This window comes from Shewanella japonica (genome assembly GCF_002075795.1).
In the GTDB taxonomy this organism is placed as follows: Bacteria; Pseudomonadota; Gammaproteobacteria; order Enterobacterales; family Shewanellaceae; genus Shewanella; species Shewanella japonica.
Genome location: NZ_CP020472.1, coordinates 2,937,391 through 2,950,858, shown reverse-complemented (window position 1 = coordinate 2,950,858; position 13,468 = coordinate 2,937,391). Strand labels below are relative to the sequence as shown.

Annotated in this window: 8 protein-coding genes; 3 read left to right on the top strand and 5 right to left on the bottom strand. The window is 39.4% G+C overall.

Annotation, left to right across the window (positions count from 1 at the left end; genetic code table 11):
- Positions 1 to 26: 26 nt before the first annotated feature.
- From SJ2017_RS12555 to SJ2017_RS12540, 4 genes are all read right to left on the bottom strand, one after another.
- Complete coding sequence (locus SJ2017_RS12555) at positions 27 to 893, bottom strand: MBL fold metallo-hydrolase (protein ID WP_080915981.1); 867 nt, start codon at positions 891 to 893, stop codon at positions 27 to 29.
- A 70-nt stretch (positions 894 to 963) separates the two neighbouring features.
- Positions 964 to 4,080, bottom strand: coding sequence for an efflux RND transporter permease subunit (locus SJ2017_RS12550; protein WP_080915980.1), 3,117 nt, complete (start codon positions 4,078 to 4,080; stop codon positions 964 to 966).
- The gene (locus SJ2017_RS12545) at positions 4,080 to 7,340 is read right to left on the bottom strand and encodes an efflux RND transporter permease subunit (protein ID WP_080915979.1); all 3,261 of its coding nucleotides are present in this window, start codon (positions 7,338 to 7,340) and stop codon (positions 4,080 to 4,082) included. The genes SJ2017_RS12550 and SJ2017_RS12545 overlap by 1 nt, the downstream gene beginning before the upstream one ends.
- 10 nt (positions 7,341 to 7,350) lie before the next feature.
- Entirely contained in the window at positions 7,351 to 8,430 is a 1,080-nt protein-coding gene (locus SJ2017_RS12540; protein ID WP_055023393.1) for an efflux RND transporter periplasmic adaptor subunit, read from the bottom strand.
- 271 nt (positions 8,431 to 8,701) lie between these two features.
- On the opposite strand from SJ2017_RS12540, the gene SJ2017_RS12535 reads away from it, so the two are divergent.
- Positions 8,702 to 9,151, top strand: coding sequence for a GNAT family N-acetyltransferase (locus SJ2017_RS12535; RefSeq protein WP_080915978.1), 450 nt, complete (start codon positions 8,702 to 8,704; stop codon positions 9,149 to 9,151).
- 131 nt (positions 9,152 to 9,282) lie between these two features.
- Entirely contained in the window at positions 9,283 to 10,176 is an 894-nt protein-coding gene (locus SJ2017_RS12530) for an aspartate/glutamate racemase family protein (protein ID WP_080915977.1), read from the top strand.
- 408 nt (positions 10,177 to 10,584) lie between these two features.
- On the opposite strand, the gene SJ2017_RS12525 is transcribed toward SJ2017_RS12530, so the two are convergent.
- A complete protein-coding gene (locus tag SJ2017_RS12525; protein ID WP_055023390.1) occupies positions 10,585 to 11,076 on the bottom strand; it encodes an OmpA family protein in 492 nt (163 codons plus the stop codon).
- Positions 11,077 to 11,391: 315 nt separating this feature from the next.
- Here SJ2017_RS12525 and SJ2017_RS12520 point away from each other — a divergent pair, with 315 nt between their 5' ends.
- Complete coding sequence (locus SJ2017_RS12520; RefSeq protein ID WP_080915976.1) at positions 11,392 to 13,380, top strand: serine/threonine-protein kinase; 1,989 nt, start codon at positions 11,392 to 11,394, stop codon at positions 13,378 to 13,380.
- Positions 13,381 to 13,468 lie beyond the last annotated feature (88 nt).

The following is a 13,468-nucleotide window of genomic DNA, read 5'->3' as shown; positions in this document are numbered from 1 at the left end:
ATCGCTTTATTCAAATAAGTAGATGATTAGCGAGGTTTTAAGTCTTTATATAAAGTATCGATCCACTTTTTCTCCGTGATAAAACCCCAGCTCCAATCTTTCCATTTCTCAGGTACGCCACTTGCTTGTACTTGCGCTAGTGTTTTACCTTCAGTGAGCTCTTTTTCCATCCATAGAATATTTTCATCAAGCATATGTTTGAACTTTAATAAATCATCCTGAGTGGCCAGCGAACCATGACCTGGGATTATCTGTGTCTGTTTGTCTATTAATGATATAACCTTTGAAACATTGTCTCGGTAACCAATAACAGAGCCACCACCATTTAAATCAACGTAAGGGAAGCGGTCTTTAAAAAATAAATCCCCCATGTGTATAACGTTATCATTTTTCCAAAACACCACACTGTCTCCATCAGTATGTCCTGGCCCCATATGCTTCAGAGTTAACGTGTCATTGTTAAAATGAATGGCAACATCCTCGGAATAAGTCACAACGGGCAGGGCTGCTTTTGGGGTATCTTGCTTGGCACTGAGTTTTTTCAGTACATTGTGATGAGCAAATATGATCCCTTGTTCACCAAAGTGGGCATTACCGCCAGTATGATCGCCGTGATAATGGGTATTAATGACGTACTTAGGTTGTCCTGGTTGAATTTTATTTAATGATTGACTGATTTTATCTGCGAGTGGTGCAAATTGATCATCGATAATTAATATGCCATCTGCACCAGCTGATACACCGATATTACCGCCAGAGCCGGTAAACATATAGGTTGTGGGTGTAAGTTGCTGTGAGGTGATTTGAACATCTTTAAAGCGGTCATCATCAGCATAAACTGCAGTGCTAATTAATGATAGTGCGAGTAATTTACTGAACAATCTTAGTTTCATCTGTTGTGTCCTGTTTTAATATTCACGCCTTTGGCTAGATTAACTAGCACAAAGGCATGAGGCATCCATATTACACAGTCCAAGGTAACAGCTTTTTCGCTCTCTTGTCAGCTAAACCTAATTTAACTGATGATTGATAACGAATTCGATATAGCGCTTGATAGCAAAGAGGCACTAAATACAAACTGGTGACGGTAGAAAAACTTAACCCGCCAATAATGGCAATGGCCATAGGTGAGTATGGTGGCCCACCGCCGCCGATTTGAGTATCACCCATGGCTAAAGGAACAAGCCCTAGCACAGTGGTCGCGACTGTCATCAATACTGGACGTAATCGTGTAACACAGATGGCAATAATGGTGTCTGATAAGTCAGATAATTTTGGCGTCATTTGGTTTATTTGATCCACCAATACAATACCGTTATTTACTACGATGCCCATCAAGATAAGGATCCCAATCATTGCCATAACCGACATCGGCGTACCTGAAATCCACAGTGCCCAAAAAACACCCGTGATTGAAAACAAGATTGAGCTGATAATAGCTGTTGGTAATAACAGGGATTCAAATAAAGCGGCCATGACGATATAAATCATGGCTAGCGCTAATATCATATTGACGGCCATAATCGATTGGTCTTCATCTTGTCGTTGGAACCCACCACGTAAACTGTAGCCATAACCATACGGGAAATTAATGGTTTCCATGACTTGTTCAATTTGCTTTTGAGCCTCTTCTGTAGTGATGTCATTGACATTAGCGCCAATGGATAGGGCTGTTTGGCGATTGTAATGTCTAATCGTATCAAAACGAGGTTGAATATTGATTTCAGCTAAGTTGTCGAGGTTATATACTCGCTGACCTTGGCGAATAATAGGCAGTTGTTTTAACTTTTCTAAAGAGTGTTGCCAACTTTTATCATAGGCTAATTCGATACGTAACTCGCCATTAGGATCGTGTCTGAATGAACGCAGTGGTGAGCCTCGAAGTGCCATTGAAATATGAGAGGCTATTTCATTGAGGTTTAGGTCAAGCCTAGCAGCCATTTCACGGTCAATTTTAATCACAACCTCTTGTTGCGCTGCATTCACTTCAGAGCGCACGTCTTCTAAGCCGTCAATCGCACTCAGCAATGGTACAACTTGCTGACTAATCTTGATAAGTTCAGACGTTGAACGGCCCGTTAATGTAATGCGTAATCCTGAGTTTTCATTTCCCCAACCAAATTGTGGTGAAGCGGCGGCATATTTAGGGAATCCTTCTCGGATTTGCGCTTTTAACTCAGACATCGGGGTTTCGATATCTTTTAATAGCAAGATGGTGGTTTGAATGCTATCAGCTGAGTAATAGCTATATACAGAGTCGATTTGAAAGGCGTCTTTATTGGCATAAAGATAGTCTTCCATTTGATTGATCATCGCTTCAGTGACTTTGAGGTTATGTCTGCCTTCAAGTTGGTAATTAATATATAAACGGTCATTACCTTCACCATCTGATTGGTCCTGTTGCACCAAGCTCAATGGCAATGCTGTTGAGGCTAATAGGAACACGGCTAACACCCCTGAGGCCTTCGAATGCGTTAAAATCCAAGTTAAGCTTTTTTGATAAAACTGACGTAACTTAGACTCTTTTTCCTCGGTATCAATTTCGAAATGTAATTTGGTCAATAATAATGGGATTAATGTCTTTGCCACTAACAGTGATGCGGCAAGAGAAATACAGATTGAAATCGCTACATGTTCAAGGAAAATGGTCAGCTCAACTTTAACACCCACAATATTAGGTAAAAAGACAATGGCAGTGGTCAGCGTGCCAGCAAGTACTGCTAAAGCAACTTTTTCAACACCAGTTAACACGGCATTTTCATTGGCTTTTTGACAGCGTGCTAAGGTATCTTGCTGACCTGTAATACCACTACGTTGCTTTTCTTGCAGTACGCTTTCGGTTACAACAACCGCATTATCAATCAGCATACCCACTGCCAGTAATAACCCCATCATTGATAAGATATTCAAGCTATAACCCAGTAAGTACATACCAGCTAACGTCATACAAATTGAAATAGGTACTGACGACACCACCACTAATGTCATTTTTAAGTTGCGTAAAAATAAGTACAGTACGCCGAATGATAGAAAAGCGCCCATCAATCCTGATAGCAGCAAATCTTTAAGTGAAGACTTAACACCATAGGCCTGATCCTCCATGACAAATAACTTGATGCCTTGAAATTGTCTGTCTTGTTTAGTTTGTTCAATGACCTTTAATACTCGCTCTGACACATGCACTAAATTTGCACCAGATTCTTTAAACACATCTAAACCAACAGCATATTTTTGGTCTAAATGTCGACCTTCAAACGCCTCAGGAAGCGTAAAGGTCACTGACGCTATGTCACCTAGGCTGGTTGTGGTATTGAGTTTAACTGCTTTGATATCTTCAATAGATAAAAACTCGCCTTTTGGAGATACTTGAAAAACACGGTCATTGTTACGGATGGTACCAGCACTTATGACAAAGTTTTCCATTTGTAGTCGTTGGCGAAGCTGTGCAGGGTTGATACCAGAAGCTGCTAACTTATCGGCATCGAGCCTAATTTCAATTTGCTTTTTATCAACGCCATACAAAGTGACTTTTGATACGCCTTCAATACGCTCTAAGGGTTTGCGAAGTTGCTTATCTAGCAAGTCGAATGCATTGGATAACTCGCGCTCACTTGATATACGAATAGTGAGCACTGGCATATCAGCAGTAGAGAATTGCTGAATGAGCACTCGTTCAACATCTCTGGGTAATAAATGCCTTACCGAGTCGATTTTTTCGCGTGCTTCTAGGCTTTTGGTGGCGACATCTTGCCCCCATTTCATATTGAGCTGAATATTTGCTCCATCTTGAGATGAATTAGAGCGTACCTCTTCAATACCACTCATTGTTGCTAACGACTCTTCTAGAACACTGGTGATATCTCGTTCAACCTCAGCAGGCGTTGACCCTTTATAAGGCACGTTTACCTGAATTTGTGGAATATCAATACCTGGAAACATTTCTAGTGGCAGTAGCCTGCTAGAGGCCATGCCGAATAATAATATTGCCAGAAAAAACATGCTGGTGGTCACGGGGCGCTTAATGGCTAATCTAGTTATGCTAAAGCTTTGTTTAGCTTGATTAATATTATTGTTATCCATTATAACTGCCCCTCTGATGCTAAGGTCGGCGCCACTTCCGTTTGCGTTACTTGATAACGTTTTTTATCAAATATGCCGTAAAGGGCTGGAATAACTAACAGCGTTAACATGGTCGACATTGATAAACCAAAAATAACAGTAATTGCCATAGGTGCACGTATTTCACTACCATCACCTAAACCAATTGCCATTGGTAACAAGCCCAGTGTTGTGGTTAACGTTGTCATCATAATTGGGCGTAATCGCGATTTAGCTGCGGTGCTAATCGCCTCATCTTTATCATGACCTTCTTTTCGAAGTTGATTGATTCTATCGACCAAAACAATCGCATTGTTAACAACAATACCTGCGAGCATTATTAGGCCGATAAAGACAACCACACTTATGTGAGTGCCTGTTATAAACAGACCGATAACACTGCCACCAACAGCCATGGGTACAGCAATTAGGATTAGTAAAGGATGCAGTAAAGACTCGAACTGACTTGCCATGACCAAATAAACTAAGAAGATAGCTAATACCAAGGCAATTTTTAATGAATCAAACGAGTGCTCCATTTCTTCGTTTTGTCCGCCGAAGCGTGCTTGAATGGAAGACGGAAATTGCTGTTGATTAAGTATTTGTTGGGCTTCTTTTACTGCTTCACTTAAATCGCCATAACTGAGGTTTGCCGATACGATTGCGACACGTTGTTGGCTAACACGGTTAATGGCTGATGGGCCCACTTGCAATGAGACATCAGCTACAGCACTTAATGGAATCGGGTATTGACTATTAGGGTTAATAATCAGCGAATTGACATCTTCAATGTGATTTCTTTCATCTAGTTCGCTTCGCACTAAAATATCAACTTTACGGTCACGAACTGTGTATTGGCTTGCTATAGTCCCGCCTACACGGTGAGCAATTCTGCTGGCAACGGTTGGTGCGTCCATATCAAGGGCTGCTAAACGGACATGATCAAAGCGAATACTGATTTCAGGTTGTCCATCACGTAGACTCGTATTGATATCGCTAAATCTTGTTGATTGTGACAAGGCAGAAACCAGTTGGTCACCACTTTGCTTTAACTGGGCTAAATCATAGCCAGAGAGTTCAATTTCAAGCGGTGTTTTAAAGCTAAACAATTCAGGATGTTCAATTTTTGCATCTAAGGCTGGAATACGCTTAGCGGTTTCACGTAACGTATTAACCACTATTGTAAATGCGTCAGGATTGGCTAGTACAACTTGTAATCGTCCCCAATTCTCTCCACCTCTAGCGGTATCAGAAGTCATTAATCCACCACTACCTGCTTGGCTGAAAGTGTGTTTCACATTGTCACTATCGCTAATGGAAAATGCCAATTGCTCAAGCACTGCATCAGTTTTTTGAACGGCAGTACCTGGTGGAAGTAAAATTTCGACATAAAACTCCCCTTGGTTCATTGGAGGAATAAGCTCCACACCTAATCTTGGGAATAAGCTACCAGCCCCCACGGTTAACATGAGTGCAATAACCACAGTCACCATTTTATGGCTCATTGCTTGGCGTAATACACGATGGTATATCGCCTCAATGAATCGATAAAACAAATTAAAACCTGCGCTTAATGGACGCATGAACAAGCTGAAAAACCAAGACGTAAAGCGGGTTAGTATGATGACAAGATTAAGCAATAAGGTCGGTAGATAACTGAGCATAAGTTTAAAAGGAAAACCTAAAATAGCCTTGGTGTAATAGGCGAACTTTGCTTTTTTACTCGTTGGTTTTTCAATCGGAGTAGTGGTTTGCTCTACAGGTAGTTGAGTAAAACCTTGTCTAGAAGCAAGCATTGGAATCGCTGTGAGAGCGACAAATAATGAAGCCAGTAAGGCGAAGGTCACTGTGAGTGCTTGGTCAGAAAATAACGCCCCAGCAATACCATCAACAAACACAAGCGGGACAAATACGGCGAGGGTGGTCAGTGTTGAAGCAAAGATAGCACCAGCCACTTCTTTACTGCCAGTAACGGCAGCATCTAATCTTGCCATGCCTTTTGATTTATAGCGGTCAATATTTTCAAGTACCACAATAGCATTATCAACTAACAAGCCTATGGCTAATGCGATCCCGCCAAGCGACATTATGTTCAAGCTAATCTCTGCAAAGTACATCATGTTGAATGTGGCGATAACAGAGAATGGGATTGAAATTGAAATGATAAGTGTGGCAATGATGTCTCTTAAAAATAAATAAATGACTAGCATCGCAAGCAAACTACCCAATAGGGCTGCTGTGGTGACTTCACTCACTGCGCTTTGGATAAACTCTGATTGGTTATAAATGACTTTTAGTTGATTATCTGCCGATTCTTGATTGATATTAGCAAGCTCTGCTTGCACCTTTTTAGCAACAGAAACGGTATTAGCATCACCTTCTTTATAAATAGCCAGTTCTATAGACTCGACATCACCGATACGGGTGACATCACTGCGTTCTTTATAGCTGTCGACAATATCAGCCACTTCCGATAATCGAATTAATGTTTGGCCTTCACGGTAGATGATGACGTTTCGTAATTCATCTAGGTTATTAAATTGATTGAGGGTGCGTACAAGGTATTCTTTATCTCCTTGTATCACTTTACCTGCTGATAAATTTATATTTTCTTGATTAATACGGCGCTTAATATCGTCAGCATTTAAGTTTAACTGCTGTAATTTTTGCTGGTTAAGTAAAATATGAACTTCTTGCTCTAATCCGCCAGATAACCTAACTGCAGCCACACCAGATAATGCTTCAAGGCGACGTTTTAGTTCTTCTTCAGCAAAAGTGCGTGTGGTTTTTAATTCAGATTCAGTTGCGTCAGGAACCGATAACGCCAAACGCATGATGGGATCCAAATTAGGGTTAAATCGCAGTAAAAGCGGCTTATCAATATCTAGAGGTAACTCAATAGTATCGATTTTTTCACGTACTTCGAGGCTTGCCATATCCATATTCGTGCCCCATTCGAATTCCAGGACAACATCGGACATTCCAGAGCGAGAAATAGAACTGATTTTCCGTAAACCTTTTACGACTCCAACCGCTTCTTCAATGGGTTTAGATATAAGCTGTTCAACTTCAACTGGCGCAGCGCCATCGTAGGCAGTACGTACCGTCACACTTGGATAGCTTAGGTCGGGTAGTAATTTAACCGCAAGTCGAGTAAAGCCCACCATGCCAAACAACATAATGGCAAGCATAAACATCCACACAGTAACCGGGCGTTTAACCGAAGTATTAATCAATGACATAGTGACTTCCTTATTGCGCTGCTAGGCTGTTTTTGGCATAAGAAAGGGGCGTGATCACTTCGACCAAAGATTGATCCTTCAGGTTTTGCTGACCACGAATGACGATTTGTTCACCTTGTTCAACACCTGAAAGGATTTCAACTTTATCTTTTTCTCGATAGCCCAGTTTGACTTCTCGACGGGTTGCGGTGTTATCTTCGATAACATACAAGGCTTGAGTATCATCTTGATTAATAACAGCGTTGAAAGGAACGGTAACAACGTTTTTGTGAGTGTCATATTTTAATTCTACTCGGGTAAACATACCGGCTTTTAGTTTGGCATCGCTATTATCGATAGCAATGGTGACTTTAAATGTACCGCTTTGGGCATCCACAATCGGGCTGATACGCAATACGTTAGCGATGATTTCTTGGTTGTTGATGCTTTGATTAGCATATTGATTTGTTACTTTAGCTTCTTGCCCTAAGCGTAAGCTCACTAATTGTTGCTCAGGTAAGTGAACGATGCCATGAAGCTCGTCTTGGTTAACAATATAAAATAACTCTTCAAACTCTTTAGCCATGTTGCCTTTTTTAACGTGGCGTTTAGCGACTACACCATTAATTGGCGAAACTATCTGACTTTCAATAACATGCAGTTTAGCTAGATCACGCTGCGCAATAGCGGCTTGTAAATTGAATTCTAACTTCGCCATGACATCCTGACTGACAAATTCTTTATTCTTCATCTGCTTTAGTCGATTTAACTCTTGCTCAATGATTTGAACTTCAGCTTGAGAGCGTTTGTAATCGTAGTGCTGACGTTTTGCGTCAATGGTGGCTAAAGCTTGACCTTTGGTGACTCTATCGCCTTCCTCGACTTCAATTGTTTCAATGAGACCTGCAATGCGGGTGACGACATGAGCTTCTTCTGGCGCTTCTAATGTTGCAGTTGTGCTATAAAACGAAGATACATCTCCTTGAGTAACTGGTGATACTTCAACAGGAATGGCGTACTTCTCTTCCTCTTTTTCTATTTCAGATTCTCCACCGCAAGCTGTTAACGTTAATGTTGCAAAGCAAAGTAGTGAGATTGTCATTTTTTTCATGCTGATTAACCTATCCATGGGGTACCTGCTAATTTATTTTGTAATCGGTTTGTTGCTAATGCTTATTTAATCTTGAATAGGCATAAGTTGTGCCAAGATGATTAATTTGTTTTTAAACAGTAATTTATGTGTTTTTTGTACTTTAAGTTAGCAAAGGTGAATATTAAGATGTGGTGAAAATGTTTATTTTTTGGTGTTAATGGTTAATAGTGGCAGTGAGTACTTCTGACACTCAACGAAAAAGCCGATGGCTCAGTCAAGGAATAGGAAAATGGTTAAGATCATACAAGCAACAATCGATAACCTTTTACAAGTCTCACCGCTTTTTGACGCCTATAGACAGTTTTATGGTCAGGAAGAAAATTTGGATTTAAGCCATAAATTTATTAAGGAAAGGTTAGTCGAAGCTGATTCAATCATTTTTATTGCGATGAATGAGCAAAATACGTTGGTTGGCTTTGCTCAGTTGTATCCGTCATTTTCATCAGTTGCGATGAAAAGAACATGGATTTTAAACGATTTATATGTAGAACACGCTTTTAGACAACAAGGTGTTGCTACAGCTTTACTGCATCAGGTTGACGTTTTCGCTAAATTTACTCATGCGGACAGTGTTAAATTATCAACAGAGGTGAATAATGGCGCGGCTAAAGCATTATACGAGAGGGAGGGATACCGACAACTCAACCAGTTTGATCACTATATTAAGCGTGTTGATTAACCCATTACGCTTATTTAACAACATCTACGCCATTATAATAGAGGGTTAGATCCTTCAATTGGGATTAACGTCTATTGCACCTGCCTTTTACCATAAGCCTAAATTTACAGAGGGCGAAAGGCCAGTTAGATATGAAAGAGTTATTATTTGGTGTTGTAGGCAATATGGGGCCGGAAGCTGACATTCTATTTCAGGATATTGTTTTTAAGGAAGAAGTCGCGCATGGTGCGATGAAGGATCAAGACCATATGGGAATGGTTGTCATTAAGAATCCAGATATACCTGATCGCTCTGAAGCTATCAATGAGGGAGGAGAAGATCCCGTTCCTGAGATGCTTGAATCAGTAAAATTTCTTGAAAAAAATAAAGTCAATTTTGCGGTGATGACATGCAATACAGCGCATTATTTTAGGCAAAGACTACAAGAACAAACAGATGTTTATTTACTCGACATGTTGAAAGCAACCACAGAGCAAATTCATAGCGACAACCCTGCAGCAATCGTTGGCATACTTTGTACCAATGGTACTTACAATTCGGGTATCTACGATGATTATCTAACAATGGCAAATTTGCCGTTTATTAAGCCGTCATTAGAAATTCAAGAACGATATGTACATAGCGCAATATATGGTGCCAAAACTGGCGAGAAATCCTCATGTGGTCAGGATATAAGAGAACCGTTTGGTATTAAATCTGGTGAATTTGCAAGTAATGCAAAATTATTGATTAAGGCGATTGAAACGTTAGAAGTTCAAGGTGTTGATACCGTTATTTTGGGCTGTACGGAGTTACCTTTAGTTCGCTCTATTTTAGAGAACCACTTTTCATCAATTGATTTTATTGATCCAATGGAGGCTGTTGCGAGCAAAGTTGTGCAAGTTTATGAATTGGCAAAGTCACTTTTCTTCAGCGGTGAAGCCAGAGACTTTTGTGAAAAAGTAGATATTGGAGACATTCACTCTATTGAAGATATCGCGCATTATATTGTTTATAGGCAAAATAAAAACAGGGTGCTAGCTTGAAACTTAGCATCTGCCTGTGATTTTTAAATATACTCGCGACCAACGCAAGCTTATCTTTTTAGGTTATCAATGATACAAGTCAGGCTGTGTTATTAGGACTGATTAATTAATGGTTGTTTGTAATGTATTAATGCAAGCTGGTTTTTTAATAAGTAAATTTTAACTTAATCTAAAGTGGAAGGTAACTTAAACTGAAAAGTCACTTCAATTAAAACTAACCTAAATTAAAAGTGACATAAAATGAAACCTTAAAGTATGATTTTTAAAGTCTACTTATTAAATTGTTATCACTAAGTATTATATAAATACAGGTAAGCCGAAACTCGGTATACCTGTATTTATATCGTGATGCTCATGCTAGTAGGATAGGTGTTAGTTCGACAAATAATAGAACTATTTCCATCGCTACTATAAAGATTTGTCTGTAATAGCAAAATTAACACGACGTATTTTTGAGCGCTCTGAAGTCGTCAATTTAACGCCTTTGTCTTCGATAATGTGTGCACTAGACTGAAGCTGCTTTGGTGAGGCGCCTAACAGTACTAAGTGTTCAACTAAGCCATCAGCGCGTTTTTTAGCTAACGCCTTGTTGTATTCAATTGTACCTTTATCGTCGGTATACCCTTGAATATCAACAGACTTATCAGGGTTTCTAGATAGGTAAGTGACAATACAAGACATATTACTGTCTAAGCTACTGTAAGGTTTTGCACTGTTGACTTCAAAGTAAACCGGTCTAAAACCAACAAGCTCTTCATTATCATTTTCTAAAGCGTATTCCATGCACGCAGGAGAAAGCGAAACGACTTTAGGTGGTTCAGGTTGAACTTCTGGGGTTGATTTACATCCAGATGCTGCAAGTAAGATCAAAAGAGGTACTGATAATTTAGAATATGCCATATCTACTTCTATTATTTAGTCCGTTAAAAAAGTATTCGTAAATTACCCATTATGGAATGCTTGGTCAATAGAAATAGGTGGTTTTTTAATGAATGTTTTATAAGTTTAATTAAATTTATATCCTAATTAATTATATTTTAATTAAATACATACTAAAGGGTGTGAGATATTTGCTCTATTTTTATATTTACAATGATAAATGGTTTTTAATATTGTTTTTTTTAAATTGATGCTGCAACATATTGGGGTAAATTAAATAGAGTAGTGCATTAGTTTACATACTTAAGGGTAATATAAAGGGATTTACCTGTACTTATGGATAAGAGTCAAACCCCCGAACATATGGTTGATGACAAGACTTTGGTCGCTGGCATTAATAACGGTTCAAATAGCAAAAATAATACGAATTTAATCGGTAAATGTTTTAAAAAGCGTTACTTAATAGAATCTAAAATTGGTCATGGCGGTATGAGTGATATCTACCGTGCAAAAGATCTATATTTAGAATCATTAAACGTCGCAGAACCGTTTGTCGCTATTAAAGTACTGTTATCACAATTTACTGACATTCCAGAAGCGCAACAGGTGTTAATTAAAGAGTCTGTGCAAACACAACAGCTCTCGCATCCCAATATTATTCGTGTATACGACGTTGATACTGACGAAGGTTACCATTTTATGGTCATGGAATGGCTAGATGGTGAATCTTTAGATCAAGTGATTAAACGTTCTAAGCCGCTTGGACTTAACTTTAAAGGTTCAATGAAGATTATTGAGCAGATTGGTTCGGCATTAACTTATGCCCATAAACAAGGAATTGTGCATACCGATCTGAAACCATCGAATATTTTCTTAACCCGTCAAGGCAATATCAAGGTATTTGATTTTGGCGTAGCTAAATCATTCCAACATGAAAAAGACCATTATGCATTAGAACAAGTTGATCAAGACTCGCCACTGACAGGTTACACACCAGCCTATGCCAGCTATGAGCAGCTGATAGGTGAAGAAGCTTGTGCCGCCGATGATATTTATGCCTTTTCTTGCATTACCTATGAACTGTTAACCAGTAAACACCCTTACAAACGAGTTGCGGCAAATGAAGTCGATTTGGCCAAAGCATCGTTGAGTAAACCAAGTCATATTAGCTTACGTTTATGGCCTACACTCAAAAAAGGTCTTGCTATTAAGAAGGCGCAAAGAGCTGACTCTATAGCGACGATTATTGAAAAGTTTGAGAGTAAAGCCTGGCCGCTACCTACTGCTATTGCTGCGGCAGTGGCGCTGATTGTTGTGGGAGTACAAGTCCAACATCATCATCAGCTGCAACTTGCGAATTTAGAGCAAAAAGTATCAATGACTGATCAAGTGCAAAATGAAACTCAGTCATATGAATACATTCCAGCTTCCGCATTATTAGAGCGCCTAGCTGAAATACCTGAAGATAAAGTACTAATTCGTAATGGATTATTAAGAAAACACCAAACTGAAGTATTAGATATTGTTGAAAAACGAATTGCTTCAGTTCCGAAAAGCAGTAACGGTTTATATCAAGACTATGGCCGAATTTCATTAATCATTGAAGCCACTGAGCGCTATTACCCTGACTCAATACGCTTATTAAAAATGAAAAACCAAGCAGAACGTAGCAAGCAGTCGGTGATAGATGCGTTATCTGAGCGATTAGCTTTACTGTTAAGTCAGTCAAGATACGATGAAACAGGCGGAAATAATATAAAAGCGATTGTTGAAGACTTAGCCTTTATCGAGCCTAAGTTCACTTATATGCCATCAGAAGAAGATTTTACTCTTTATGCAACAGCTTTCGATGTAGCGCTTAAAACCCATGATGTCACTCAAATAAAGGCACTTATCACAACGGGCGAGGTTATTTTTTCACAGCAAGCTGAAGCACAGCCTTTACTGACTTATGGCGCTGAAATGAAGGTGGCGGTTGAACAGCTCACTGCATACAACAATGCTGTCCAAAGCGGTAAAAATGCGCAATATCCTTACCAAGATGCAGAGGTCTATTACAGAAACACCTTTGAAGAGCTGACTGTCAGATTAGATGCCATTGATAATCCAAAAGATCTTCGAGCATTTGACGATGAAGTCAGAGTGCTAGCTGAGACTGTACCGGAAGATTTTGAACCCTTATTGACTTTGGATAAACGTTTAGCGGGTTCTTACCTAAGACAAGCCAATATTTATTTAGAGAAACAATATTTAAAAACTGCCCGTGAATTATTTGCTCGTGGTAATGAGATGTATGAACGTCTAAACGGTGTTGAGAGACTGTAAACCGCATTGCAAAGAGTGGGCTAATAACAAGTAAGGTGATGAAATCACCTTATTTAACTGCATATCAATTTAAGGATTGATATGCATT